At 66.5% G+C, this 26,561-nt stretch carries 24 protein-coding genes and 1 pseudogene; 16 read left to right on the top strand and 9 right to left on the bottom strand.

What is annotated here, in order from left to right:
- The first annotated feature begins 2 nt into the window (after positions 1 to 2).
- The 6 genes from WS45_RS25730 to WS45_RS25705 all read left to right on the top strand — a co-directional run bounded on the left by WS45_RS25730 (position 3) and on the right by WS45_RS25705 (position 7,311).
- Entirely contained in the window at positions 3 to 1,172 is a 1,170-nt protein-coding gene (locus tag WS45_RS25730) for an electron transfer flavoprotein subunit alpha/FixB family protein (RefSeq protein WP_059702354.1), read from the top strand.
- Positions 1,169 to 1,954, top strand: a complete 786-nt coding sequence (locus tag WS45_RS25725; RefSeq protein ID WP_059702353.1) for an electron transfer flavoprotein subunit beta/FixA family protein — start codon at positions 1,169 to 1,171, stop codon at positions 1,952 to 1,954. Before WS45_RS25730 ends, WS45_RS25725 begins: the two co-directional genes overlap by 4 nt.
- 52 nt (positions 1,955 to 2,006) lie before the next feature.
- Positions 2,007 to 3,248, top strand: a complete 1,242-nt coding sequence (locus WS45_RS25720) for an aromatic ring-hydroxylating oxygenase subunit alpha (protein WP_059534190.1) — start codon at positions 2,007 to 2,009, stop codon at positions 3,246 to 3,248.
- A 30-nt stretch (positions 3,249 to 3,278) separates the two neighbouring features.
- The gene (locus WS45_RS25715) at positions 3,279 to 4,427 is read left to right on the top strand and encodes a hybrid-cluster NAD(P)-dependent oxidoreductase (protein WP_059702351.1); all 1,149 of its coding nucleotides are present in this window, start codon (positions 3,279 to 3,281) and stop codon (positions 4,425 to 4,427) included.
- 139 nt (positions 4,428 to 4,566) lie between these two features.
- Entirely contained in the window at positions 4,567 to 5,430 is an 864-nt protein-coding gene (locus WS45_RS25710; RefSeq protein WP_059702349.1) for a glycine betaine ABC transporter substrate-binding protein, read from the top strand.
- Between the two features lie 225 nt (positions 5,431 to 5,655).
- Positions 5,656 to 7,311 carry an APC family permease gene (locus WS45_RS25705; protein ID WP_059702346.1) on the top strand — a complete coding sequence of 552 codons (1,656 nt, stop codon included), beginning with the start codon at positions 5,656 to 5,658 and terminating at the stop codon, positions 7,309 to 7,311.
- A 147-nt stretch (positions 7,312 to 7,458) separates the two neighbouring features.
- On the opposite strand, the gene purU is transcribed toward WS45_RS25705, so the two are convergent.
- Together purU and WS45_RS25695 are read right to left on the bottom strand one after the other, a co-directional pair.
- Entirely contained in the window at positions 7,459 to 8,346 is an 888-nt protein-coding gene (purU, locus tag WS45_RS25700; RefSeq protein ID WP_059451749.1) for a formyltetrahydrofolate deformylase, read from the bottom strand.
- Between the two features lie 229 nt (positions 8,347 to 8,575).
- Positions 8,576 to 9,502: a choline sulfate utilization transcriptional regulator gene (locus WS45_RS25695; protein ID WP_063896560.1), complete on the bottom strand. Its 927-nt coding sequence runs from the start codon at positions 9,500 to 9,502 to the stop codon at positions 8,576 to 8,578.
- A 202-nt stretch (positions 9,503 to 9,704) separates the two neighbouring features.
- On the opposite strand from WS45_RS25695, the gene betC reads away from it, so the two are divergent.
- From betC to WS45_RS25675, 4 genes are all read left to right on the top strand, one after another.
- Positions 9,705 to 11,240 (top strand): choline-sulfatase, encoded by a 1,536-nt coding sequence (gene betC, locus WS45_RS25690; RefSeq protein ID WP_059702343.1) that lies wholly within the window; start codon positions 9,705 to 9,707, stop codon positions 11,238 to 11,240.
- A gap of 45 nt (positions 11,241 to 11,285) precedes the next feature.
- Positions 11,286 to 12,254 carry a choline ABC transporter substrate-binding protein gene (gene choX / locus WS45_RS25685; protein WP_059702341.1) on the top strand — a complete coding sequence of 323 codons (969 nt, stop codon included), beginning with the start codon at positions 11,286 to 11,288 and terminating at the stop codon, positions 12,252 to 12,254.
- Positions 12,255 to 12,510: 256 nt separating this feature from the next.
- Entirely contained in the window at positions 12,511 to 13,650 is a 1,140-nt protein-coding gene (locus WS45_RS25680) for a porin (protein ID WP_059534205.1), read from the top strand.
- Positions 13,651 to 13,847: 197 nt separating this feature from the next.
- Complete coding sequence (locus tag WS45_RS25675) at positions 13,848 to 15,098, top strand: MFS transporter (RefSeq protein ID WP_059702339.1); 1,251 nt, start codon at positions 13,848 to 13,850, stop codon at positions 15,096 to 15,098.
- 6 nt (positions 15,099 to 15,104) lie between these two features.
- Here WS45_RS25675 and WS45_RS25670 read toward each other — a convergent pair whose 3' ends face one another.
- The 5 genes from WS45_RS25670 to WS45_RS25650 all read right to left on the bottom strand — a co-directional run bounded on the left by WS45_RS25670 (position 15,105) and on the right by WS45_RS25650 (position 21,160).
- Positions 15,105 to 15,467 (bottom strand): YbjQ family protein, encoded by a 363-nt coding sequence (locus tag WS45_RS25670; RefSeq protein WP_059692038.1) that lies wholly within the window; start codon positions 15,465 to 15,467, stop codon positions 15,105 to 15,107.
- A 120-nt stretch (positions 15,468 to 15,587) separates the two neighbouring features.
- Entirely contained in the window at positions 15,588 to 16,841 is a 1,254-nt protein-coding gene (locus WS45_RS25665; protein WP_059702337.1) for a M20/M25/M40 family metallo-hydrolase, read from the bottom strand.
- 79 nt (positions 16,842 to 16,920) lie between these two features.
- Complete coding sequence (locus WS45_RS25660) at positions 16,921 to 18,633, bottom strand: M36 family metallopeptidase (RefSeq protein ID WP_059702335.1); 1,713 nt, start codon at positions 18,631 to 18,633, stop codon at positions 16,921 to 16,923.
- 478 nt (positions 18,634 to 19,111) lie between these two features.
- The gene (locus WS45_RS25655; protein WP_059534215.1) at positions 19,112 to 20,056 is read right to left on the bottom strand and encodes a GlxA family transcriptional regulator; all 945 of its coding nucleotides are present in this window, start codon (positions 20,054 to 20,056) and stop codon (positions 19,112 to 19,114) included.
- A 141-nt stretch (positions 20,057 to 20,197) separates the two neighbouring features.
- Positions 20,198 to 21,160, bottom strand: coding sequence for a helix-turn-helix domain-containing protein (locus WS45_RS25650; protein WP_059702334.1), 963 nt, complete (start codon positions 21,158 to 21,160; stop codon positions 20,198 to 20,200).
- 240 nt (positions 21,161 to 21,400) lie between these two features.
- Here WS45_RS25650 and WS45_RS25645 point away from each other — a divergent pair, with 240 nt between their 5' ends.
- From WS45_RS25645 to WS45_RS25620, 6 genes are read left to right on the top strand one after another with little or no spacing between them, the layout of a single operon-like run.
- Positions 21,401 to 22,558 carry an amine dehydrogenase large subunit gene (locus WS45_RS25645; protein ID WP_059702332.1) on the top strand — a complete coding sequence of 386 codons (1,158 nt, stop codon included), beginning with the start codon at positions 21,401 to 21,403 and terminating at the stop codon, positions 22,556 to 22,558.
- 7 nt (positions 22,559 to 22,565) lie between these two features.
- The gene (locus WS45_RS25640) at positions 22,566 to 23,120 is read left to right on the top strand and encodes a MauE/DoxX family redox-associated membrane protein (protein WP_059702330.1); all 555 of its coding nucleotides are present in this window, start codon (positions 22,566 to 22,568) and stop codon (positions 23,118 to 23,120) included.
- Positions 23,117 to 23,752, top strand: a complete 636-nt coding sequence (mauD, locus tag WS45_RS25635; RefSeq protein ID WP_059702328.1) for a methylamine dehydrogenase accessory protein MauD — start codon at positions 23,117 to 23,119, stop codon at positions 23,750 to 23,752. The genes WS45_RS25640 and mauD overlap by 4 nt, the downstream gene beginning before the upstream one ends.
- 39 nt (positions 23,753 to 23,791) lie before the next feature.
- On the top strand, positions 23,792 to 24,337 hold the full coding sequence (locus tag WS45_RS25630; RefSeq protein ID WP_059534225.1) for a methylamine dehydrogenase light chain: 546 nt from the start codon (positions 23,792 to 23,794) through the stop codon (positions 24,335 to 24,337).
- Positions 24,334 to 24,834, top strand: coding sequence for a c-type cytochrome (locus WS45_RS25625; protein WP_059534226.1), 501 nt, complete (start codon positions 24,334 to 24,336; stop codon positions 24,832 to 24,834). Before WS45_RS25630 ends, WS45_RS25625 begins: the two co-directional genes overlap by 4 nt.
- A gap of 11 nt (positions 24,835 to 24,845) precedes the next feature.
- Entirely contained in the window at positions 24,846 to 25,355 is a 510-nt protein-coding gene (locus tag WS45_RS25620) for a c-type cytochrome (protein ID WP_082722026.1), read from the top strand.
- A gap of 94 nt (positions 25,356 to 25,449) precedes the next feature.
- Here WS45_RS25620 and WS45_RS34055 read toward each other — a convergent pair.
- Positions 25,450 to 25,635 (bottom strand): annotated as a pseudogene (locus tag WS45_RS34055) (pirin family protein); the annotation flags it as partial.
- An 85-nt stretch (positions 25,636 to 25,720) separates the two neighbouring features.
- Positions 25,721 to 26,485, bottom strand: a complete 765-nt coding sequence (locus WS45_RS25615; protein ID WP_059702324.1) for an SDR family NAD(P)-dependent oxidoreductase — start codon at positions 26,483 to 26,485, stop codon at positions 25,721 to 25,723.
- Between the last annotated feature and the right edge of the window lie 76 nt (positions 26,486 to 26,561).

Raw genomic sequence — 26,561 nt, 5'->3', positions numbered from 1 at the left:
CGATGAACACGATCAAACGAATCGATCCGCGCCGGCCGTTCATCATCACGGCCGCGGGCCTGAAGCGCATCACGCTGGGCGAGGAAGGCAGCGCCGATGCGAGCGCCGCGCAGTGGTCCGCGCACGGTCATGGCACCGCGGCCGCGAAGCCGCGCCGTGCGGTGCAGGACCCGAAGCACGTGATGCTGGTGGTGGCGCACACCGAGCGCGGCGCGCTCGACGACCATGCACGGCAGGCGATCGCCGCCGCCGCGGTGCTCGCCGACGCGCAGACGGAAGTCGCGCTGCTGGCGTTCGGTGAACTAAAGGATGACGCAGCGGCGCTCGGCGTCGACAAGCTGATCGAGCTGGCCGACTTCGACCGTCGCGCCTTCGCGCCCGAAAGCGAATTGCAAGCATTGCAGGCCTGTGCCGCGGCGCTCGCGCCGAAGCACGTGTTCGTGCCCGACAACGCGACCGGCGACGGCGATCTCGGCCGGCGTTACGCGGCGGCCGCCGGCGCGAGCGTCGCGACCCACGTGGTCGAGATCGACGCGAAGCATGTCGGCGCGTATGCGCAGGCCGGCTGTGCGTTCGCGACGCGCGGCTTGCCCGACGTGATCCTGCTCGCGCAGAACGCGGTCGAAGCGAAACTGCCGTTCGTCGGCGCCGGCGAGCGCCTGGCCGCCGACTTCATCCGCCCGGCCCGCGACGCGGCGCAACCGTACCGCGATCTCGGCCTCGAGGAAATCGACGCGGCGCAAGTCGCGCTGGAGGAAGCCGACTTCATCGTGTCGGCCGGCAACGGCGTGTCCGACATCGGCGCGTTCGAGCGGCTCGCCGGCGCGTTCGGCGCGGCGATCGGCGCGAGCCGCGTCGCGGTCGACAACGGTCACTTCACGCGCGACAAGCAGGTGGGCGCGACCGGCAAGACGGTCGAGGCCAGCGTGTACATCGCGTTCGGCATCTCGGGCGCGGTGCAGCACTTGCAGGGGATCAAGGACTGCCGTCACGTGATCGCGGTCAACCTCGACGGCAGCGCGCCGATCGCGAAGCGCGCGAACCTGACAGTGGTGGGCGACGCGCAGGCGACGATCGCTGCGCTGATCGAACAGGTGCAGGCCGCACGCGCGTCGCGCGGACAATCGCCGACCGCGGTCGGCGCACGTGAATCCGAAGGAGTCGCAGCATGAACGCCCCCCGCCAGTTGCAACGCATCGCGGTGCTCGTCTCCGTGGGCCGGCACCCGGTCAGCGGCACCGCGCGCTACAGCCGCAACGACGCGGCCGCGCTCGAGGTCGGCCGTCAGCTCGCGGAGCGGCATCGCGCGCAGCTCGACGTGCTCCATGCGGGAGACCCCGCGAATGAAGCGCTTGCTGAATACCTCGCGCTCGGTGCGCGGCAGGTCGAGGTGCTGGCCTGTCACGACGGCGACGATGCCGCGCATGCGCTCGCCGCGCGCGTCGAAGGCTACGACCTCGTGCTGACCGGCACACGCGCCGAGGGCGCGTACGACACCGGGATGCTGCCGTATCGCGTTGCCGCGACGCTCGGCTATCCGCTCGTCGGCTCGGCCGTCGACGTGACGGTCGACGGCGGCCGCGCGGCGGTCCGGCAATTCTTGCCGAAAGGGTTGCGGCGGCGCGTCGACGCGGCGCTGCCCGCCGTCGTCGCGGTCCATCCGCTCGCCAACGTGGCGCCGCGCTACGCGTATGCGCGGCTGCGGGCCGGCGCGATCCGCCCGGCGCTGACGTCGACCGGCGCGGATGCCGATGCCGCCGCGTGGAAGGTCGGCCGGATCGAGCGTAAACCCGTAAAGCTGGTCGCCGCCGAGAAGCGCTCCGGGCATGCCCGGATGCTGTCGGCGACGACGACCGAAAGCCGCGGCGGCAACGTCGTAAATGAAGGGAGTTCAGTCGAAAAAGCACAAGTGATCCTCGCGTATTTGCGCGAGCATCAGCTCATCGACTACTGATTTTGATGCCTGTCGGCAACCACACTGGGACGCAAGGAATCCGGAGCAAACGATGAAAGTATCGGCAGACATTCGCGCACTGATCGAACGACGCAAGGAAGGTTACAGCCTCGAGGCGCCGTTCTATACGAGCGAGGAAATCTTCGCCCTCGACATGGAGGCGATTTTCCGCCAGCACTGGATCCAGGTCGCGGTCGAACCGGACATTCCCGAGCCGGGCGACTACGTGACCGTGGAACTGGGCAGCGACTCGATCCTGATCGTGCGTGACGACGACATGGAAATCCGCGCGTTCCACAACGTGTGCCGTCACCGCGGCGCGCGTCTGTGCAACGAGGACAAGGGCTCGGTCGGCAACATCGTGTGCCCGTACCACAGCTGGACCTACAACCTGACGGGTCAGCTGATGTTCGCCGAGCACATGGGCGAGAAGTTCGACCGCTGCAAGCACAGCCTGAAGTCGGTGCACGTGCAGAATCTCGCGGGCCTGATCTTCATCTGCCTCGCCGAGGAGCCGCCGGTCGATTTCGCGCAGCTGCGCGCCCAGATGGAGCCGTATCTGCTGCCGCACGATCTGCCGAGCACGAAGATCGCCGCACAGATCGACATCATCGAGGAAGGCAACTGGAAGCTCACGATGGAGAACAACCGCGAGTGCTATCACTGCGTCGCGAACCATCCCGAGCTGACGATCTCGCTGTACGAATACGGCTTCGGCTATCAGCGTTCCGAAGCGAACGCCGAGGGCATGGACGCATTCGCGGAAACCTGCGTGCGCCGTGGCAAGGAGTGGGCCGAAATGGGCCTGCCGTCCGCCGAAATCGAAAAGCTGCTCGACGTGACGGGCTTCCGCACGCAGCGCCTGCCGCTCGACCGCCACGGCGAATCGCAGACGCTCGACGCGAAGGTCGCATCGAAGAAGCTACTCGGCAAGTTCGACCAGGCCGACCTCGGCGGCCTGTCGTTCTGGACGCAACCGAACTCGTGGCACCACTTCATGAGCGATCACATCGTGACGTTCTCGGTGATTCCGCTGTCGGCCGGCAAGACGCTCGTGCGCACCAAGTGGCTCGTGCACAAGGATGCGAAGGAAGGCATCGACTACGACGTGAAGAACCTGACGGCCGTGTGGAACGCGACCAACGACCAGGATCGCGCGCTCGTCGAGTTCTCGCAGCGCGGCGCGACCAGCAGCGCGTACGAGCCGGGCCCGTATTCGCCGTACACGGAAGGTCTCGTCGAAAAATTCTCGGCCTGGTACATCGGCCGGCTCGCCGAAAAAACCGGCGCGTAGTAGTCAGCGGAACAGCAAGCGGAGTCACACATGATGCGAGATGCGGCCAATTTCGAGCCGGCGGACAGCCGGGTTACGCACCCGGCCTTCTGGAACGCGCTCCCCGAGCGCTGGACGAGCGACGTCGAGGAAACGCTGGTGTGCTGCCACGTGCGGCAGGAAACCCACGACGTGAAGAGCTTCTTCTTCCGTTCGCCGCAGGGCCGTGCGTTCTCGTTCGAGCCCGGGCAGTTCATCACGCTCGAGCTCGACATCGAAGGCGAGACGATCAACCGGTGCTACACGATCTCGTCGTCGCCGGCGCGGCCGCACACGATCTCGATCACGGTCAAGCGCGTGCCGGGCGGCAAGGTGTCGAACTGGCTGCACGACAACCTGCAGCCGGGCGCGGCGGTGCGCGTGCTCGGCCCGGCCGGCGAATTCACGTGCGCGCGGCATCCGGCGCGCAAGTATCTGTTCCTGTCGGCCGGCTCGGGCGTCACGCCGCTGATGTCGATGAGCCGCGCGCACCATGATCTCGCGGAGGATCGCGACATCCTGTTCGTGCACAGCGCACGTACGCCGGACGACATCATCTTCGCGCGCGAACTCGATCTGATCGCATCGAACCATACGAACTTCCGCACGTCGTTCGTCGTCGAGCGCGTCGGTGCACGCACCAACTGGCCGGGCGTCACGGGCTTCCTGACGCTGCCGCTGCTGAAGCTGATCGCACCGGACTTCATGGAGCGCGAGATCTTCACGTGCGGTCCCGCGCCGTACATGAAGGCCGTGCGCGACCTGCTCGACGAAGCCGGCTTCGATCGCAAGCAGTATCACGAGGAAAGCTTCTCGTTCGAAACGCTCGCGCAGACCGCGAGCGACGACGTGCTCGCCGAACTCGTGCCGGCCGCCGACGGTGCGGACGCGGCGACGAAGCAATACACGGTCAGCTTCGCGAAGAGCAACCGCGAGATTTCGTGCGGCTCGGAGCAGCACGTGCTCGACGCGGCGCGCCAGTCGGGCGTGCGGCTGCCGGCGTCGTGCACGCAGGGCATGTGCGGCACCTGCAAGGTGAAGCTCGTGTCGGGGCAGGTCGAGATGAAGCACAACGGCGGCATCCGCCAGCGCGAGATCGATCAGGGGATGGTGCTGCTGTGCTGCAGCAAGCCGCTGTCGGATCTGGTGATCGACAAGTAGTCAAAACAAGCCATCGCTCGTCCGGCCGCGACGCGTCGCGTCCGGACAAGCATCCGTCGGAAAACAACGATACCGCGGAATTGTGGTTGAAGAACCTAGAGAGACAACGCGCACGGTGCGCATTTCAAGGAGATCGACCATGAAGTTGTTCGGCAAACTGTTGTGGACCGGCGCACTGTCGGCGATGGTGGCACTGAGCGCGTCGGCGCTCGCCGATACGAAGCCCACGCTGAAGATCGGCTACGTCGAAGGCTGGGACGACAGCGTCGCGACGTCGAACGTCGCGGCCCGCGTGATCGAGAAGAAGCTCGGCTACCAGGTCCAGCTCGTACCGGTCGCTGCCGGGATCATGTGGCAGGGCGTGGCGCGCGGCGATCTCGACGCGACGCTGTCCGCGTGGCTGCCCGTCACGCACGGTTCCTACTGGGGCGAATACAAGGCGAAGGTCGTCGATCTCGGCGCGAACTTCCCCGACGCGAAGATCGGCCTGATCGTCCCCGACTACGTGAAGGCGAAGAGCATCGACGACCTGAATGCCGAGAAAGGCAGCTTCGGCGGCCGGATCGTCGGCATCGACGCGGGCGCGGGCGTGATGCGCAAGACCGACGAAGCGATCAAGAGCTACGGCCTGAACTACACGCTGATGCCGAGCTCGGGCAGCGCGATGACGGCCGAGCTGTCGCGCTCCGTCGGCGCGAACAAGCCGGTGATCGTGACCGGCTGGGCGCCGCACTGGATGTTCGCGAAGTGGAAGCTGCGCTTCCTCGAGGATCCGAAGAAGGTGTTCGGCGGCGCGGAGCACGTCGACAGCGTCGTGAACCCGCAGCTCGAAACGAAGGCCAAGCCGGTCGTCGCGTTCCTGAAGAAGTTCCAGTGGAAGCCGGGCGAGATCGACAGCGTGATGCTCGCGATCCAGAACGGCTCGAAGCCGGAAGCGGCCGCCGATGCATGGATCGCGGCGCATGCGGACCGCGTGAATTCGTGGACTGAAGGCGTGCAGTAATACCGCGGCGATTCATCGCGCGCAATCATAAAACAACACGCCGGGAATGACTTGCAGGAATCCGAAATAATCGTGAGTTCATGCGGCCATATCCCGGTTTTCTTTTTCCGATTCTGCAAAAATGCGCGCAAGTTGTTACACTAGCGCCCTCGTGCGGAGTCATCTGCTTTGTATCGGACGAGAGTAAGCGCTGAAGCGCTCACTCTGATCGAGAGGAGGAATTGGATGAGTCAGGCAGGACTGCGTGCTAATCGCACCAGTGATGTTGAGGCAGACATCTCACATGATTCGACGGGCCACACGCTGCACCGTGGCCTGACTTGGAAAGACGCATTCTGGGTGACGAGCGGTGTGCCGGCAGGCGTACTGTTCACGATCGGCGGCGTATGCGCGACGATCGGCCAGCCCGCGTGGGCGATCTGGATCGCCGCGATCACGATGGGGCTGATTCAAAGCGCGACTTATGCGGAAATATCGGGGCTATTTCCTCATAAATCGGGCGGCGCGTCGGTGTATGGCGCGATCGGCTGGGTCCGATACAGCAAGCTGATTGCCCCGGTTTCCGTATGGTGCAACTGGCTCGCGTGGTCGCCGATGCTCGCGCTCGGCTGCGGCCTCGCGGCGAGCTATGCGCTCACGAGTCTCTTTCCCGCCGATGCGGCGGTGCTGCACTGGCAGCTCAAGGTTGCGGATCTCGGCTTCATCAAGCCGGGGCTTTCGCTGCGAATCAACGCGACGTTCATCATCGCGACGATTCTGCTTCTCATCACGTTCAAACTGCAGCACAGCGGCGCGTCGAAGGCGGCACGCACGCAGCGCATTCTCGGCATCGCGTCGCTCACGCCGCTCCTGATCGTCGGCATCGTGCCGTTCGTCACCGGCGACGTGCCGATGTCGAACCTGCTCCCGCTGCTGCCGCTCGGCCATGACGCTCAAGGCAACCTCACGACCGCGACCTTCGGCTCGTGGAACGGGCAGGGCGTCACGATGGCGCTCGGCGCGATGTTCATGGCCGGCTGGGCGTCGTACGGCTTCGAGACGGCCGTCTGCTATACGCGTGAATTCCGCGATCCACGTCGCGACACCGCGAAGGCGATCTTCTGGTCGGGCGCGCTGTGTCTCGTCGTGATGACGCTCGTGCCGATGGCGTTCCAGGGCGCGCTCGGCACGCAGGCGATGCTCGATCCGTCGATCGGCGACGGCACCGGCGTCGCGGCCGCGATGGCGAAGATCGTCGGCGGCGGCGCATGGGTCGCGAATGCGGTCGTCGTGATGCTGATGCTGTCGATCCTGCTGATCGTGATGACGTCGATGATGGGCTCGTCGCGCACGCTGTACCAGGCATCGGTCGACGGCTGGCTGCCGAAGTACCTGTCGCACGTGAACGAGCACGGCTCGCCCACGCGCGCGATGTGGACCGATCTCGGCTTCAACCTCGTGTTGCTGATGATGTCGGACTACATGACGGTGCTGTCGATCTCGAACGTCTGCTACATGCTGTTCGTATTCCTGAACCTTCAGTCCGGCTGGATCCACCGGATGGATCGCGGCAACTGGGATCGGCCGTTCCGCTGCCCGACCTGGCTGCTCGTCGCCGGTTCGATCTGCGGCTACGCGAACCTCGTTTATGTCGGTGCGGGTGCGAACCTGCAGGGCGAAGGCACGCTGCGCAACGGGCTGATCGCGATGCTGCTGATCGTGCCGGTGTTTCTCTATCGCCACTACTGGCAGGATCGCGGCCGTTTCCCCGCGCAGATGCAGCGCGACATGGAACTCGAGGTGCCGAAGCGCGCGATGTGGCTGAACCTGATGCCGTATGCGGCGCTGATCGGTGCGGCGCTGACGATCTGGCTGTCGTACTACTTCGCGTGGGTGAAGTAAGCCCCTGATCGCGGCACGCACTTCGCGCGACGAACCCGGACACCGCACCCGGGGCCGTCGCGCGAAGCGTCGAACGCCAGGCGATAAAAAACCCGACCGGCTGCTGCCGGTCGGGTTTTTTGTTGGCGGCTCGCCGAACGGATGCGCTTACGGAAACACCACCGTCCGGTCGCCGTTCAGGAACACGCGGCGCTCGATGAACGCCTTCACCGCGCGTGCAAGCGTGATGCATTCGACGTCGCGGCCCACCGCGAGCAGTTGTTCGGGACGCAGCGCGTGATCGACGCGTTCGACCACCTGCTCGATGATCGGACCTTCGTCGAGATCGTCGGTCACGAAGTGCGCGGTCGCGCCGATCAGCTTGACGCCGCGTGCGTGCGCCTGGTGATACGGCTTCGCGCCCTTGAAGCCGGGCAGGAACGAGTGATGGATATTGATCGCGCGGTTCGCGAGTTTCGCGCTGGTTTCCTGCGACAGCACCTGCATGTAGCGCGCGAGGATCACGAGTTCGGCGCCGCTCGATTCGAAGAAGTCGAGCCATTGCGCTTCCTGCTGTGCCTTGGTGTCGGCCGTGATCGGGAAGTGGCGGAACGGCAGCCCGTGCTGCACGGCGAGCGGCTCGAAATCCGGATGGTTCGACACGATGCCGACGATGTCCATCTTCAGCTCGCCCATCCGCCAGCGGAACAGCAGGTCGGCGAGGCAGTGCTCGAGCTTCGACACCATGATCAGCACTTTCGGGCGCGCGTTCACGTCGTGGATCGCCCATTGCGTGTCGCCTTCACCGCCGCCGCCGAGCGCGGTCGCGATCGGCCCGAACTCCTGGCGCAACGCGTCGATCTGCAGCGTCTCATCCGTCGGATGAAACACGCAGCGCACGAAGAAGCGGTTGCTGAGATCGTCGTCGAACACGTTCAGCGCATCGACATAGCAGCGATGGCGCTCGAGAAAGCCGACGACGGCGGCGACCTGGCCGGCCGCGCTCGGGCACGACAGCGTCAGGACGAATTGATCGGGGCGTGAGTCGGCGGTCATGAAATTCCTCGGAGTCATGGAGCGCAAACCCGCGCGGCGGCGCACCGGGGCGCCAGGCTACGCGGGTAGCGGGAGACTCAAGTAAATCAGGACGTTTCTGGCGCGGATAGAACCAACCCGCCGTGTGGCTGGTATCGGCGCGCCAGCGCGGGCGGCGGGCGTCAAGCGGGGCGGTCATCGCCAACCCAGCCGGCGTCAAGAGAATATCCGCTGGACGCCGGACGACCGTTCACGCAGGCGCGCACGCATCCAGCAGCCAGCGCCGGAACACGTGGGTCGCGTCCGGCTCGGGGCGTTGCGGCGGACGCACGAGGAAGTAGCCGCGCGACGTGACGACGGGCGCGTCGACGAGCTTCACGAGCTGCCCGGACGCGACGAGTTCGTCGACGAGCGGCGACCAGCCGAGGGCGACGCCCTCGCCGAGCAGCGCGGCATGGATCACGAGCGCATAGCTGTTGAAGGTCACGCCGCGCGCGGCGGCCGGCGCATCAAGGCCATGCGCGTCGAACCAGCCGGCCCACGACAGCCAGCGTTCGGGGCGCGTCGGCTGCACGTGCAGCAGCGGCAGCGCACGCAGATGGTCGGGCCGGGCGACGTGCGGATGCGCGGCGCGGAACGTGGGCGAGCAGACCGGCGTGACGGATTCCGGAAAGAGCCGCGCGGCGGTGCACGACGGCCAGTGACCGTCGCCGAACAGGATCGCGATGTCGGCGTGGTCGCGCTGTGCATCGTAATCCTGTGACGTGACGACCCGCACGTCGACGTCCGGCATCACGCGCTTCAGGCCCGCGAGGCGCGGCATCAGCCAGTAGGTCGCGAAACCGAAATCCGTGACGATCGTGAGCGCGCCATGCTCGCGGCGCGCGCGCAGCGTCGCGGTGGCGCCGCGCAGCGTGTCGAGGCTCACCCGCACGGCTTCGTACAGGCACTGGCCGTCGCTCGTCAGCGTGACGCCGCGCGGGCTGCGCTCGAACAGCGGCACGCCGAGTTCCGCCTCGAGCTGGAACACCTGCTGGCTCACGGCCGGCTGCGTCGAGCCGAGCTCGCGCGCGGCGGCCGTGAAGCTCTGGAGACGGGCGGCCGATTCGAACGCGCGCAGCGCCTGCATCGACGGTAACGGTTCGGATTTCGACATAAGTCTCTCTAATGGCCCCATAAGGGCCGGACGCCTTCCCGCGCGAATTCGGGCGGGGGATAGTGCTTCGGACGGCACGGCACCGTGCCGGTTCTTCCGCGATTCTAGCCAGTCGCGGCCGGTGCGCGCGGCACTTTCTTCAGGCTGCGTCCGCCATGCTGGCCGCGCCGCTGCCCAAGCGTCGCACCGTTCCGTTCGAACACCGATTTCCCCACGACCGCCGATGACGAACCCGACTCCCAACATCCTGATCCTGATGGCCGACCAGTTGACGCCGTTCGCGTTGCCGGCCTACGGCAATCGCGTCGCACGCACGCCGACGCTCGACCGGCTCGCCGCGCAAGGCGTGGTGTTCGATGCCGCGTATTGCGCGAGCCCGCTGTGCGCGCCATCGCGTTTCTCGCTGCTGACCGGCAAGCTGCCGTCGGGTATCGGCGCCTACGATAACGCCGCCGAATTGCCGGCGCAAACGCTGACCTTCGCGCATTACCTGCGCGCGGGCGGCTACCGCACGATGCTGTCCGGCAAGATGCATTTCTGCGGCCCCGACCAGCTGCACGGCTTCGAGGAACGGCTGACGACCGACATCTATCCCGCCGACTTCGGCTGGGTGCCCGACTGGGACCGCCCGACCGAGCGGCCGAGCTGGTATCACAACATGAGCTCGGTGCTCGAGGCCGGCCCGTGCGTGCGCACGAACCAGCTCGACTTCGACGACGAGGTCACGTTCGCGGCGAAGCAGAAGCTGTACGACGTCGCGCGCGAGCGTGCGGCCGGGCATGACGAGCGGCCGTTCTGCATGGTCGTGTCGCTGACGCATCCGCACGATCCGTACGCGATCACGCGCGAATACTGGGATCTGTACAGCGACGACGAGATCGACATGCCGGCCGTGCGGCTCGATGCGGCCGAAAGCGATCCGCATTCGCAGCGGCTGCGCTTCGTCTGCGAAAACGACCGCACGCCGCCGACCGACGCGCAGATCCGCGCCGCGCGCCGCGCCTACTATGGCGCGACGTCCTACGTCGACGCGCAATTCGGCAGCGTGCTGGCCGCGCTCGAGCAATGCGGGTTCGCCGACGACACGATCGTGATCGTCACGTCCGACCACGGCGACATGCTCGGCGAGCGCGGACTCTGGTACAAGATGACGTTCTTCGAGGGCGGCTGCCGCGTGCCGCTGATCGTTCACGCGCCGGGCCGCTTCGACGCCGCGCGCGTGCGCGGGCCCGTGTCGCACGTCGACCTGATGCCGACGCTCGTCGACCTGGCCGGCGCGGCGCCGGCCGGCGGCTGGCCCGACCCGGTCGACGGCGCGAGCCTCGTGCCGCATCTGCGGGGCGCGCCGGCGCACGACGTCGCGCTGGGCGAATACCTCGCGGAAGGGGCGGTCGCGCCGGTCGTGATGATCCGGCGCGGCGACTGGAAGTACGTGCATTGCCCGGCCGATCCCGACCAGCTCTACAACCTCGCCGACGATCCGCGCGAGCGCACGAACCTCGCCGGCCTGCCCGAAGCCGCCGACGTGCTCGCCGCGTTCCGTACGGAGGCCGCGCGGCGCTGGAACCTGCCGGAACTCGACGCCCAGGTGCGCGCGAGCCAGCGGCGGCGCCGCTTCCATTACGCGGCGACGACGCAGGGCCGCATCCAGGCATGGGACTGGCAGCCGTTCACCGATGCGAGCCAGCGCTACATGCGCAATCACATCGAACTCGACACGCTCGAAGCGATGGCGCGCTTTCCGCGCGTCGGGCGCTGAACGTACCGCATCGCGGTCATTGACGAACGACGGAGGAAGCGAATCATGAAACGACAATGCAATGCAGCAATCCGGAGGCTCGGCACGGCGCTCGCCGCGACCGCGTGCGTGGTGGCGATGCAGTCCGCGCACGCGGCCGATCCGCAGACGTGTCGCGACGTGAAGATGGCGGCGCCCGGCTGGACCGACATCGACGCGACGAACGCGATGGCCGGCGTCGTGCTGAAGGCGCTGGGCTACCGGCAGGACGTCGCGAACCTGTCGGTGCCGATCACGTACCAGGGCTTGAAGAAAGGGCAGGTCGACGTGTTCCTCGGCAACTGGATGCCCGCGCAGGCGCCGCTGGTGAAGCCGTTCGTCGACGAGAAGTCGATCGACGTGCTGCACGCGAACTTGAGCGGCGCGAAGTTCACGCTGGCCGTGCCCGACTACGTCGCGGCCGCGGGCGTGCACACGTTCGCCGATCTCGCGCGCTACGCGGACCGCTTCGGCGGCAAGATCTACGGGATCGAGCCCGGCGCGCCCGCGAACCAGAACATCAAGCGGATGCTGTCCGACCATGTGCTCGGGTCCGCGAACTGGTCGCTCGTCGAATCGAGCGAGACGGGGATGCTCACGCAGGTCGAGCGCGCGGTGCGGGACAAGCGCTGGATCGTCTTTCTCGCGTGGGAGCCGCATCTGATGAATACGAAGTTCCACCTGACCTACCTGTCGGGCGGCGACGCGTATTTCGGCCCGAACTATGGCGGCGCGATCGTCAACACGGTGACGCGCCCGGGCTTTGCCGGCCAGTGCGCGAACCTGGCGCGGCTGTTCCGGCAGATGACGTTCTCCGTGGACGTCGAGAACCGGATGATCGCCGACATGCTCGACAACAAGACGTCGCCCGCGCTCGCGGCGCAGCACGTGCTGAAGGCCGATCCGGCGCTCGTCGAGGGCTGGCTGGACGGCGTCACGACCGCATCCGGCACGCCGGCACTCCCGGCCGTGCGCGCGGCGCTCGACGCCCGCTGACCTGCCTCCGGGCGGCCGGTTTTTGCCGTGCCGCCCGTCTCCGTGTTTTCCCGAACCGTCGCATCAAGACCATTTAGTGTCGCCTTCAGACGGGTGGCCTGAAATATGGGTTTGTATTTTTCGCCAATGGCTCCGTTATTGCGGAAAACGAAATGCCGAAGCCAGCGGACGTACCGAATTCGAATCAGCCGGCGTATTGCTGCGCGCGCCAGGCCACGGTTCTTTCCATCGAAGGGTTCAGGGAGGGTGGTCGACAATGAAGCAAAAGAAAGTTGCCGTAGCCGCCGCGCTGGCATGCGCGGCCTGTATTCCCGCCATCGGCCACGCGCAGAGCAGCGTGACGCTGTACGGGATTCTCGATGCGGGCATCACGTACGTGAACAACACGGGCGGTTCGCACGTGGTCAAGTTCGATGACGGCGTCTCCTACGGGAACCGCTTCGGCCTGAAAGGCACGGAAGATCTCGGCGGCGGCCTGAAGGCCGTGTTCGCGCTCGAGAGCGGCTTCCACCTCGGCAACGGGCAGCTCGGCTTCGGCGGGGCGGAGTTCGGACGACAGGCTTATGTCGGTCTCCAGAACGACTGGGGCACGCTGTCGTTCGGCAACCAGCTGGACATCACCAACGAGCTCGTGTCGATCTACAACATCTCGGCATGGGGCAGCGGCTACGCGATCCACCAGGGCGACTTCGACCGCTTCAACGGCGACCGCCTGCCGAACTCGGTCAAGTTCCTGTCGAACGACCTGAGTGGCTTCAAGTTCGGCGCGATGTACTCGTTCGGCAACGTCGCCGGCAACTTCCATCGCAACAGCGCATGGAGCGCGGGCGCAAGCTACACGAAAGGCGACTTCTCGATCGGCGCCGCTTACACGCGCCTGAACAACCCGAACGGCATCTACGCGTTCGACCCGTACGCGATGATCGGCACGCATACGTTCCTCGGCCAGCAGACCGTGACCGTCGATCCGGCGACCGGCGCGCGCACCGACCTGTTCGCGAACACCGCGATGGACGTCGACAGCCAGGGCACGTTCGGCATCGGCACGAGCTACACGATCGGCAAGCTGTCGCTCGACGCGAACTTCTCGTACACGACGATCAAGGGCTTCGGCCAGTCGTCGCACATGCAGGTCTACGAAGGCGGCGGCTTGTACCAGTTCACGCCGGCGCTGAGCTTCATCGCGGGCTACCAGCACACGCGTTTCGAAGGGCACCACTGGAACCAGGGCACGGCCGGCCTGCACTACCTGCTGTCGAAGCGCACCGACGTGTACATCTCCGGCGACTACCTGCGTGCTTCGCAGGGTGTCGACGCGGTGATCGGCTACAGCTTCACGCCGTCGACGACGCAGACGCAGGCCGACGTGCGGATCGGGATGCGGCATTCGTTCTGAGCGGGGGCAGGGTAGTTCATTCGACGTCTTCAGCGAGGTCTCTCTTTGGCGCGAACTGCGGTTCGCGCTTTTTTTTGTAAGGCGGGCTGCCGCGCATGACGGACGCGCGCGAGACGCGGTTTCGGGCGGTTGGCGATATCATCGCGGTTTGACGCGCCCTGCGTCTCGCCGATCGCCCGCTCTCGCACATCCCTCCGATGACCGCCCCGTTACCCGAATCCCGTTCGCCGTCGCCGTTACCCGCCAACCTGTTTCGCCACGCACCGTTCCAGCGCTTCTGGGGCACGCGCGTGATGTCGTCGCTCGCGTTCCAGATCCTGTCGGTCGCGATCGGCTGGTACGTCTATGCGCTCACGCACAGCGCGTTCGCGCTCGGTCTCGTCGGGCTCGCGCAGTTCGTGCCGATGTTCGCACTGACGCTGGTCGTCGGGCAGGTGGCCGACCGTTACGATCGCCGGCGCATCGCGACGATCTGCCAGAGCGCCGAGGCGCTGGCCGCCGGCGTGTTCCTGCTCGGCGCCGCGACAGGGGGGCTCACCGCGCCGGGCGTGTATGCGCTCGCGGCGATCGTCGGCACCGCGCGCGCGTTCGAATCGCCGTCGGTGTCGTCGCTGCTGCCCGCCGTCGTGCCGCGCGGCGACCTGCCGCGCGCGACCGCGCTGTCGACGTCCGCGAACCAGGCCGCGCAGATTCTCGGGCCGGCGTTCGGCGGGCTGCTGTATGGCGTCGGCGCGCCCGCCGCGTTCGGTACGAGCGTCGTCGCGTTCGCGATCGCGGCGGTGCTGAGCGGCACGATTCCGCTGCGCAGCGCGCCCCCCGCGCGCGAACCGGTCACGCTGCGTTCGGTGTTTTCCGGTATCGCGTTCATCCGGCGCGAACCGGCGATCCTCGGCGCGCTGTCGCTCGACCTGTTCGCGGTGCTGTTCGGCGGCGCGACCGCGCTGTTGCCGATCTATGCGCGCGACATCCTGCAGGTCGGGCCGTGGGGGCTCGGCGCGTTGCGCGCGGCGCCCGCGGTCGGCGCGCTCGCGGGCACGCTGTGGCTCACGCGTTTTCCGTTGAAAGGGCGGCCGGGCCGCGCGATGTTCGGCGGCGTGATCGCGTTCGGCATCGCAACGATCGTATTCGGGCTGTCGAGGCATTTTGCGGTGTCGCTCGTCGCGCTGGCGGCGTTGGGGGCGTCGGACGTGGTGAGCGTCGTCGTGCGCCTGTCGCTCGTGCAACTGCGTACGCCCGACGACATGCTCGGCCGCGTGAGCGCGGTCAACTCGCTGTTCATCGGTACGTCGAACCAGCTCGGCGAATTCGAATCGGGCGTGACGGCGGCGTGGTGGGGCGCGCCGGCCGCGATCGTCGTCGGCGGCGCGGCGACGATCGCCGTCGCGCTGACGTGGATGAAGCTGTTTCCTCAGCTGACCAACATGAAGTCGCTCGAACGCGACGTGTGACGCGCGTCAGGCGTCCTGCGTCACGCGCACGGCCGTGCCGTAGCAGATGACTTCCGTGATGCCCGACCCGATATCGGTCGAGTCGTAGCGCATCGCGACGATCGCGTTCGCACCGAGCTTGCGCGCGTCGGCGAGCATCTTGTCGAACGCTTGCTGCCGCGCCTTCTCGCACAGCGACGTATAGAGCGTGATGTTGCCGCCGAAAATGGTTTGCAGCGAGGCACCGAACGAGCCGACGATCGAGCGCGAACGCACGATGATGCCCTGCGCGACGCCGAGCGAACGGACGGTCGTGTGGCCGGGCAGGTCGAACGCGGTCGTGACGCGCTCGGGCGAGAGATCGTCGGCGGAGCGGGAGAAGTCGGTCATGGAGGTGCACCGTGTCGCGGAAGTGATCGGACGACGATTCTATCCGGAACGGGAAACGCGCTCGAACGAGCGCGCATGACGCGCGCCCGTTCGGCGAGGCGTTGAGCGACCGCGGCCCCGTCAGTGCTTGACGGTCGCAGTGCCGTCACCGCCGAGATCGACGGCATACGCGAGCGCCAGCTTGCCGAACTTCAGCGCGTGGTTCGCCTGCCGGTCCGAATTCTCCAGCGTGTCGTTCACGGTATGGATATACGGACTGTCGTTCTGGTCGGCCTCGAACGGGAACGACGCCGGATAGCCCTGCGCATTCCACGACGCGTGATCCGAACAGGCATACCCGCACTGCGACGTGCCGATCGCGAGTTCCGGCAGGTAGGTCTTCGCCAGATTCGTCAGATAGGTGTTCTGCGCGGCGTTCGTGTAGTCGGTGATCAGGTAGATGTCTTTCGGATCGCCCTTGTAGTTCGTCATGTCGAGCTGCAGCACGCCGACCACGTTCGCATTCTGCGTGCGGAACTGCTTGGCGATCGCCTTCGATCCGAGCAGACCGGCTTCCTCGGCCGCGTAGCCGACGAACTTGATCGTCCGCTTCGGCCGGTAGCCGTTCGCGAGCAGCACGCGCAGCGCTTCGGTGAGGCTGGCAATGCCGGACGCATCGTCGTCGGCGCCGGGCGAGCGCGTGTTTTCCGTCGTGCGGCCGACCGTCGAATCGAGGTGGCCGCCCAGCACGACCGTGCCCGCGGCGGGATCGCTGCCGCGGATCGTCAGGATGACGGATTTCTGCGGAAAGCCCGTATGCGCGAACTGTTCGACGGCGATGTCGGTGCGCGAGCCGGCCAATTGCTTCCACCGCAGCGCGAGCCAGTCCGATGCGGCGACGCCGTGCGACGTCGTGTAGTAGCGGTTCGTGAAGCCGGACATCGACGTGATCGTGCCGACGATGTTACTGGCCTGCAGTTGCTGGATCCAGGTCTTGATCTGCGGCGCGTTCGACACCGTGTAAGCGGTCGCGGCCGCCTGTTTCGCGAGCGTCGCGGGTATCGGCTGCAACGCCTGGCGTGCGTCGTCGAACGAGTCGTGCACGATGTAGCCGGGCCCGTGGCCGCGCGCATGGTGTACCGCGTGGGCGAGTTCTCCGAGCCGCGCATCGTCGATCTCGACGACGTGCACGGTTTCGCGGCGGGCGGCGCCGTCGGCCGTCTTGCCGGCGTCGACCGTCGTGCTGTACTGCGCGGTCGCGCTCGCATCGATGTGTTGAAGCTGGCGGAAAGCGGTGTCGCCGAGCGTGATCCACACCGGCGTCGCGTGCGCGGCGGCGGTCAGCAGCATGCCGCCCAGCGCGGCGCTCAGGCGGGTCAATGTCAGAGTAGGCATGTTCGATCTCGTGAGGATGGCGATGTCGAGGAAGAGGGCGCGCCGCAGGTCGTGCGACGCCGCCCCGCCTGCTGCGGAATTACGACTTCTGCGGCACGGTTACGCCGTACGTGCAGCTCTTGTTGTAAGCGTTGCCGATCGCCGTGAGCTGCGCGCTGCTGTAGCCGAGCGCGGCGGCGGCCGTCAGCACCGCTTGCGCGGCGGCCTTCTGGTTCGTCGAGCTGTTGGTCATCGACAGCCCCTTCAGGAACGCCTTGTCCATCGCCTGTGCGCCGATCGCGTCGCGCGCGACGAGGTTGCACGACGCCCAGTACTGTCCGGCCGTGTGGATCTCCGCGCCGCGTGCCTGCGCGTAGGTGCGCCCGACGTTCCAGTTCGTCACGCGGCCGCCCCAGTATTCGTTGTGGCCGTCCCAGTTGTAGACCCAGTGATACTGCGCGTCCGACGGGCTCCATTGATTGAAGTCGCGGCTGTACGCGGCGGCGAGATAGTCGCCCGTGCCCTCCGACAGGCCTTCCTGCTGCGACAGACCGCCGTTGGTCACCCAGTCGTGGATGCCGTGGCCGAGCTCGTGGATCACGACGTCCGCATCTTCCGCATCGTCGACACCGCCCTGCCCGAAGGTGAGCCGGCCGCTGCTCGACGAATACGACGAGTTGTCGTCGCCCGATTCGCCGTGCGGGTCGTACTGCACGCCGCCCGTGTACTGATACGGCATCGCCTTGATGCCGAGCGTCTGGTTCACGTAACGAAGAAACGTGTCGATGTGGTAATACGTGTTCACCGCCTCGAAGTACAGATTGCCGCGCGTGAACTCGAACGCGGGCGTCGCCTGTGCCGGGCACGCGTTGTCGCGCGGCGCATCGAAATCGACGCACGACGCATACGGGCCCGACAGCACGTAGCGTGAATTCGATTGCGCAAGATCCTTCAGCGTCACGCGTACGCGCGAGGCCGTGAGCTGCGTGGAGTCCGCGTCGTTGTTGTCCTTGTAGCCCGTGCTGCCGTAGCTGCTCTTCGTCGACGAAAGCGGATCCGGCCGGAACACGAAACCGGTGCCGTCGGTCGCATAGAACGCCTTGTCCTCGGCGCGCAGCACTTCGCCGCTGCTCGCGTCGATCAGCAGTTCCCAGTCGCCTTTCGGGCCGTCCTGCGGGCGGCCGCGCACCTTCCATGCGGTATGCGTGCCGGCCTTGTCGACGAACGCGACGAGCTGCGCGTCGAGGTTCGTGAAGCCGCCGACGCCGAGATACGCGCGCGCGCGGTCGAGCGCCTGCTGCTGGTCGACGGCCAGCGCCTTGCGCGCGGTGGCGACCACGCCGTTGATCGTGTTGCTCGCGACGTACAGGATGCGGCCGTCCTTCGCGACCGTCACCGCGATGTCGCTGCCGTACACGGGCAGCCCGGCCGCCTGCTGCTGGAAGCGCACGACGGTGAAATCGGCGTCGTCGCGCTCCGACGTGACCGCGAGGCTCGCGAGCGCGGCCGGATCGAGCCCGAGCTGCGTCGCCTGCGATGCGACGAAATCGCGCGCGGTGGCGGCGGGCGTGGCGGCAGCCTTCTTCGCGCGATACGCGGGGTTGTACAGCGTGACGGCGACGCCGTCCGCGCGGAACTGGCCGGCGGCCGTATCGGCCTTGGCCGCGGCCGGTGCCACGCCGCGCGTCAGGCTTTCGCGCAGGCTCGACGCCTGCGGATTCGCGACCTTGGTATCGGCCGCGCTGCCGCCGACGATGCCGAAACCGAGCGCGAGACCCAGGGCGAGCGGCAATGCTTTGCGTGATGTCTGCATACGTGATCCTCATCTCAACGGTTGGACACGCCCGCGCGCTCGTGGCGAGCAGGCACGACACGGCCCGCGCGCCGGCTCGATGGAACCGGTGCGACGAAGCGGTGCAGGGAGATTCGACTGACTGAGGAGAACTAAGCGTCAGGTCGAAAAGAATCGGAGCGGAAAGGCGGCGGGGAAGCGAACGGCAGGCAGGTGCGGCGACGGCGAAGCGAGCATCGTCATGTCATACCCCTCGGATCGGCATTGATGGCGGTTTGGCAGCCCGCGTGGCGCGACGTGCGCAGGCCCGGGCTCTCATCTCCTTAGGGCTGCCTATCTAATTGCGAGGTATGTTACAGAATATTTTCGACGACATTGCAATTTATTTTCGAAGGCCGCTTCGGTCCGTCGATCAATCGGCGGCATTGTTCATCGATTGACGCGAAACGCTGCCGAAGCGCGCAATAGCGCGCCGGATTGTACGTAAAAGCGGCTCCGCTCAGCGCGTCGCGCGGCGGTCGCTGCGCGGGCTCACGCCGAAACGCGCGCGATACGTGCGCGAGAAATGAGACGGCGATTCGAAGCCGCATGCGACGCACACCGACGTGATGCTCATGTCGGTCTGCTGCAGCAGCTCGCGGGCGCGATCGAGGCGCAGGTTCAGGTAGAAGCGCGTCGGCGTGTCGTTCAGCGTCGCGCTGAACAGCCGTTCGAGCTGGCGCCGCGTGATCGACACGTCCTGCGCGAGCGCGTCGGAGCCGAGCGGGCTTTCCATATGCCGCTGCATCGTGTCGATCACCTGGATCAGCTTGCGGTTGTGCACGCCGTAGCGCGCGGCGATCTCGAGCCGCTGGCTGTCCGAGCGTTGCCGGATGCGGCTGACGACGAACTGCTCGGAGATCGCCGCCGCGAGGTCGGCGCCGTGCCGCCTGCCGATCAGGTCGAGCATCATGTCGATCGACGCGGTGCCGCCCGCGCAGGTGATGCGCCGGTCGTCGATCTCGAACAGTTCCTGCGTCGCGTTCAGGCCCGGGTAGCGTTCGCGGAATGCGGCGAGCGCTTCCCAGTGCAGCGTGAGCGTTTGCGATGCGTCGAACAGCCCGGCTTCCGCCAGCACGAAGCTGCCGGTGTCGATGCCGCCGAGCGTCGCGCCGTGCCGGTTCTGGCGGCGCAGCCAGTCGCCGAGCGCGCGGTCGTAGCACACGAGCGGATCGAAGCCGGCGACGACGAACACCGTCTCGACCTGCGCGACGTCCGCGTATGCGGCTTCGGCGGCGACCGGGATGCCGTTGCTCGCGGCGACGGGCGCGCCGTCCGCGCTGATCACGTGCCAGCGGTACAGTTCGGTGCGAAAGCGGTTCGCGACGCGCAGCGGTTCGACCGCCGACATGAAGCCGAGCGCGGAGAAGCCGGGCAGCAACAGGAAGTGGAAATCCTCGGGCATCGGGGCGTGGGGTGGAATCGGGTGGTCGTCACGGACGGGCGCGATGCGGCGCGGCGCGGCGTGCGACCGGACATACGCGCGCCGCGCCCGGCTCGCGCAAGCCGAACGTTCAACGCCCGATTATCGCGGTTTTGCGGGTGCTCAGCGCGTTTTTGCGCCGCGCACCGTCCGGCGCGCCGTCGTCGAAGGCAGCTCGCCGAACTGGGCCTTGTACGCGTTCGCGAAATGCCCGAGGTGGATGAACCCCCAGCGCGCGGCCGCTTCGCTGATCGGCAGGTCGGATTGCCGTGTGTCGAGCAGCAGGCGCCGCACTTGCGAGAGGCGCAGCGAGCGCGTGTAGTTCAGCGGACCGGTCTGCGCGACCGACTGGAAGCTGTTCTGCATCGTGCGCCGGCTCACGCGCAACTGCGTGCACAGGCTCAGGATGTCGACGGGCGCCTCCGGGTGCTCGATCACGTAGTCGTGCACGCGCCGCACGATGTCGGCATGGCACGCATGCGTCAGACGATTCAAAGGCTCGGGCATTCGATACGTGAGCAGATCGACGAGCACGTTCGCGACATCGCTGCGCAGCACGGACTGCGCACGCGCCGTGTCGAACGTATCGGGCGCCGACAGCACGCGTTCGAGCAGCGTCGCGAGCTGCACGCTCGCGCGTTCGCGCGCGGCGACCGGCACGTCGGCGACGCCGCGCCGCAGCGCGCGCTCGTCGAGCCGGAGATCGGCAGCATCCTCGATTTGCTGCATCAGCTCGGAATCGACGACCACGCCGATCAGCGACATGTCGTCGGGCGAATGGAGTTCGAAAGGCGAGCCGCCGCGCGCCAATACGATCGTGCCACCCTCGATGCGCGCATCGCCGAATGCGAAGGTGCCCGAGCCGGTGAGCGGCATGCCGAACACCGTATGGCCGTGCGGCAGGCGCCCGCGCTGGATGACCCGCACGTTCGCCGCTTCCTGGAACAGTTGCACGCCGTCGAACTCCACTTGCTTGACCGCGCTGCGATACGAGCCGGAGCCGATCTGGTCGTAGCGTTGGTCCCAACCACGCAGCGCCTCGGCATGCCGGTCCGCGTCGTCGAACATCTGATGAAACACGAGCATGGCGCCTCCGGCGGTCGTTCGGACCGCGCAAGATTAAACCGACCGCACGGTCGGTGCAATACGGATGAGCGCTATTTCCGTGGGGTTTTAGAGGGGGCGGAAGATGTCGACCTCGGGTGCCTTTCAGGCGGTTTTCCAATATCCCGAATCGGCACGCACGCGTTGCCGGTACGGGTGCTGAGCGGATTTATTGTCGAACTACAGTCGCCCCACATAACGTGAATCCCAACTGGAGGCGACATGAGAACAAGGCGACGCACCGCGGCTTTCGCGGCGACGCTGGCGTTCGCGGCGGCGTGGGCCGGCAGCGCATACGCGACGGAAAAGCCCGAAGAACTGGTCGTGCAGAAGATGCCGCCGTGGCATCCGCACGAGGTGTACGTCGTCGATATCGCAATGCCGACGATGACCGACGGACGCATCTTCGTGTACGACGCCGATGCGAAGAAGCTGCTCGGCCAGATTGACGGCGGTTTCGCGCCCGGCTTCGCGATCTCGCCCGACCGCAAGACGAGCTTCGTTGCGACGACCTATTTCTCGCGCGGCTCGCACGGCACGCGCACCGACGTCGTCGAGATAACCGACAACACGACGCTCGACCACGCAGGCGAGATCGTGATTCCGGCGAAGCACGGGCAGCACGTGCCGTCACCGTACAACACGGCGTTCAGCGCGGACGGCAAGCTGCTGTACGTCGCGAACATCACGCCGGCCGCGTCGGTGACGGTGATCGATGCGGTATCGAGGAAGGTGCTGTCGGAGATCGACACCGCGGCATGCGTGCTCGCCTATCCGTCGGGGAACGATCGCTTCACCGCGCTGTGCGAGAGCGGCAAGGCGCTCACCGTCACACTCGACGCCAACGGCAAGGAGGTGAAGCGCACGATGTCCGACGCATTCATCGACGTCGAAAATGATCCGGCCTTCATCAACGCTTCGCGCTACCACGGCGGTTATCTATTCACGACGTACCACGGCAACGTGCGCAGCGCCGACTTCAGCGGCGACAAGCCGACGTTCGGCAAGTCGTGGTCGTTGCTGAGCGACGCCGAGCGCGCCGAAGGCTGGCGCCCGGGCGGCATGCAGCAGACGGCCGTGCAGGTCGGGCAGAACCGCTACTACGTGCTGATGCACAAGGGCGGAGGCGGCACGCACAAGGATCCCGGCACGCAGGTCTGGGTGTACGACCTGAAGTCGAAACAGCGTGTCGCGCGCTGGGACCTCGCGCAGCTGAATGTCGATCCGCTCGTGTCGATCCAGGTCAGCGAGGACGAGAAGCCGCTGTTCTACGGACTGACGGGCACGTCCGATCTCGTCGTGATGGACGCGCAAACGGGCAAGCCGCGGCACGTCGAGAAGCAGATCGGCAGCACGTCGACGCTGCTCGTGAACCCGTGAGGCCGCAATGATGCTCGATCCCGTACTCGTCACCAGCGCACAGGCAGGCGCGGCCGTCGTCGTGCTGCTCGGCGCCTTCGCCAAGATGCGCCGGCCTGCGACGTTCCGGCAGGCGCTCGCCGGCTATCGCCTGCTGCCCGATGCGCTCACCGCGCCCGTCGCATTCGCGATTCCGCTTGCGGAAGCCGTCTGCGCCGTAGCGCTGCTGTTTCCCGATACGCGCACGACCGGCGCGCTCGGCTTGATCGCATTGCTGCTCGTATTCGCGGCCGGCATCGCGATCAACATCCTGCGCGGCCATACCGATATCGACTGCGGCTGCTCCGGTTTCGCCGCCGCGCGCGCGGACGCGCCGCGCGGCATCGGCTGGCTGCATGTCGCGCGCGTGCTGCTGCTCATCGTGCTGACTGCGACCGCGTTCATCGAACCGGGCAGCCGCGCGGTCGTGTGGTTCGACTACCTGACGCTGTTCTCTTCCGTGCTGCTGATCGTCTGCGCGCTGCTCACCGTCGACGTGCTGCTCGCCAACGTACCACGCCTTTCCCACCTGAGGAATTCATGATGCAAACCGCTCTCACCGTTTCCACAGCCTTGCTGTGGGTCGCCGTTCTCGCGCTCGGCGCAATCTGCCTCGCGCTCGTGCGCCAGATCGGCATCCTGTACGAACGCATCATGCCGGCCGGCGCATTGATGATCGACAAGGGGCCGGCGGTCGGCGCGATCGCGCCGACGTTCGAACTGACCGACATTCGCGGCTCGCAGGTGAAGGTCGGTGGCATTGATGCATCGGGCAAGGCGACGCTGCTGTTCTTCCTGTCGCCGACGTGCCCGGTCTGCAAGAAGCTGCTACCGCTGTTGCCGTCGTTGCAGGCGAGTGAATCGACGCCGGTGAACATCGTGCTCGCGAGCGACGGCGATCTCGACGAACACGCGCGCTTCGCACGGAAGCACGACCTCGCACGTTTCCCGTACGTGCTGTCGCAGGAGCTGGGCCTTGCGTATCAGATCGGCAAGCTGCCGTACGCGGTGCTGCTCGACGACACCGGTGCCGTGCGCGCAAAGGGGCTCGTCAACACCCGCGAGCATCTCGAGAGCCTGTTCGAAGCGAAGGAGCGTGGCGTTGCATCGCTGCAGCAGTTCGTGCACGGCGATCACGACCATGGCGGTCACGAAGGGCGCGCGCAGCACGCGTGACCGGCCGACCCTCTTTCAACGTCAACGGAGAACAACCACATGGGCCTGTTTGATTCATGGTTCGAGCGGTCGGCGCGCGGCGTCGCGCAGCATAGTTCGCGGCGTAGCGCGATGGCGAAGCTCGGCAAGGTGCTGGTCGGATCGGCGATGCTGCCGCTCTTGCCCGTCGATCGCACCGCGTATGCAGCGGATGCGGCGTCGGGCGCATCGGCGGCTTCGGGTGCTGCCGCGCCGGGTGCGAGCGACGACCCGATGAGCTGCGATTACTGGAAATACTGCGCGATCGACGGCTGGCTGTGCAGTTGCTGCGGCGGTACGTCGAGCAGTTGCCCGCCGGGCACGACGCCATCGCCGATCACGTGGATCGGCACGTGCCGCAACCCGCACGACGGGTCGGACTACATCGTGTCGTACAACGATTGCTGCGGCAAGACATCGTGCGGAAAGTGCTTCTGCAACCGCAACGAGCGCGAGAAGCCGCTGTACAAGCTGTCGCTGAACAACGACATCAACTGGTGCATGGCGAACGGAAACTCGAACTACCACTGTTCGGTTTCGGTCCTGCTAGGAGCGGCGAAGCAATGAAAACGAAGCATGGTGGAAAGTTCGTTGTCGCGTGTATGGCGGCTGTCGCGGGTTTTGCGTTGCCGGGTTTCGCCGATGCGCAGCAGGCCGTCCACTACCCGGCGGGCAAGAGCCTGTTCGATGCGCAGTGCGCGGTGTGTCACCAGGCGGGCGGCAAGGGGCAGGACGGCCTCGCGCCGCCGCTGACCGAGTATCCGGGCAGGTATGCAACGGCCGACGCGGGCCGCGTGCAGCTCGTCGCGACGTTGCTGCACGGGATGTTCGGCGAGATCACGGTGCACGACAAGCGCTACAACTTCAAGATGCCGTCGTTCGCGAGTGCGAGCGATGACGATATCGCGAACGTGCTGAACTATGTCGTGTTCGATCTCAACGACAAGCACGGCGACGCGAAGCCGTTCACGGCGGCCGACATTCGCGCGGCGCGCGCGAACGAGATGGACGGCACGGCCGTTCATGCGCAGCGTGCGGTCGTGACGAAGGGGCTGGGGCTTTGAATGCCGTGCGCATGGGCTTGCGTGGCGGCCGGCGCGCGGCGGCGTGCCCGAACGGTTCGTTCATGGCACGTTGCCTGTCTTCGATGCTTGTCACTGCCGCATTCGCGATTGCCGTACCCGCGCATGCCGATGGCGTGATCGACGCGACGCTCGCGCGACAGCACTGGGTGCTCAACTGCATGGGCTGCCACACGGCGGCGGGCGGCGGCATTCCGGGCAAGGTGCCGCCGCTCGCGAATTCGCTCGGTTATTTCACACATCTGCCGGCGGGACGCGAGTACGTGATGCGCGTGCCCGGCGCGTCGAATTCGGCGCTGTCGGACGAGGATCTCGCCGACGTGCTGAATTGGGTGCTCACGACGATGAACCGCGATGCGCTGCCGCACGACTTCAAGCCTTATACCGCCGCCGAAGTCGCCGCGCATCGGCGTCCGGCGTTTTCGGACGTCGCGACGGTACGCGCCGGGCTGGTTCGCGCACTGCACGAGCGCGGAATCGAGGGTGTGTCCGAGCGGTACTGATCGGCTTTGCCGATGGCGCTTGGGCGCCGGTGTAGCGGTTGCCGGCACCGTCTTCGCAGGTGATGGCACCTGAGCGCACCCATGTCACGATCTCGACGTCCCGGTGAGCATGCAGGCAGAAGCCGGAATGCGGCGCGGGCGCATCGTCGTTCCACAGATAAAGCGCGTCGAGTGGTGCATGGTCGGCGCATCCGAACTCGCCGAAACGGAAATGCAGCCGTGTGTCGAGCCACGCGCGTCTGATTGCGCCAAGCGACGGAAAGGCACGATGTTCGATCATGATCTGCGTCGGGCGGACGCGCAGGCACATCGGTTCGGTGCGATCGTAGACGATCGCACCGCACCCCGTGCACCCTGCGCCACGCTCAGATCTGCTGCTGGCCGCCATCGACGAACAGCTCGATGCCGTTCACGAAGCTCGCGTCGTCCGACGCGAGGAACAGTGCGGCGCCCGCGATCTCTTCCGGCTCGCCCAGACGCCCCATCGGAATCTGCGCGGCCAGGTAATCGGCGAGACCTTGCCGTTGCGCGGCGTCCTGGCCGGCGAGGTCGAGCAGGCCCGGCGTGCGGGTTGCGCCCGGGCTGATCGTGTTCACGCGGATGCGGCGCTCCTTCAGATCGAGAATCCAGCTGCGAGCAAACGCGCGCACCGCTGCCTTCGAAGCCGAATACACGCTGAATGCAGCGGTGCCCGCGCTGCCGGCCGTCGAGCCGGTAAGGATCACCGATGCGCCGTCGGCGAGCAGCGGCAACGCCTTTTGCACCGTGAACAGCACGCCTTTCACGTTGCGATTGAAGGTGTCGTCGAAGTGTTCTTCCGTGATGCTACCGAACGGCAGCATCGAACCGCCGCCGGCGTTCGCGAACAGCACGTCGAGGCGCCCGTGTTCTTCGTTGATTTGCGCATAGAGCGCGTCGAGTTCGTCGAGCTTCGTGGAGTCGACGCGTACGCCCGTCGCGTTGCCGCCGCCTTCGCGGATCGCGTTGACCGCGGCATCGAGTTCGGCCTGGCGGCGGCCGGTCAGGTAGACGTGCGCGCCTTCCGCCGCGAAGCGCTGCGCGGTGGCGAGGCCGATGCCGCTGGTGCCGCCGGTGACGAGTGCGATCTTGTTGTCGAGCTTGCGTGCCATGGTGTTTCTCCTTTCGTTCAGTGAGTGGGTGACTGCGTTTCGGTGTTGCGTGCTGCGATGTAAGGAGAATATCGAC

The sequence above is a fragment of the Burkholderia sp. RF2-non_BP3 genome (assembly GCF_001522185.1).
Taxonomy (GTDB): domain Bacteria; phylum Pseudomonadota; class Gammaproteobacteria; order Burkholderiales; family Burkholderiaceae; genus Burkholderia; species Burkholderia diffusa.
Note: the sequence above shows the minus strand (reverse complement) of the source record. Positions and strands in the feature narration are given on the sequence as shown.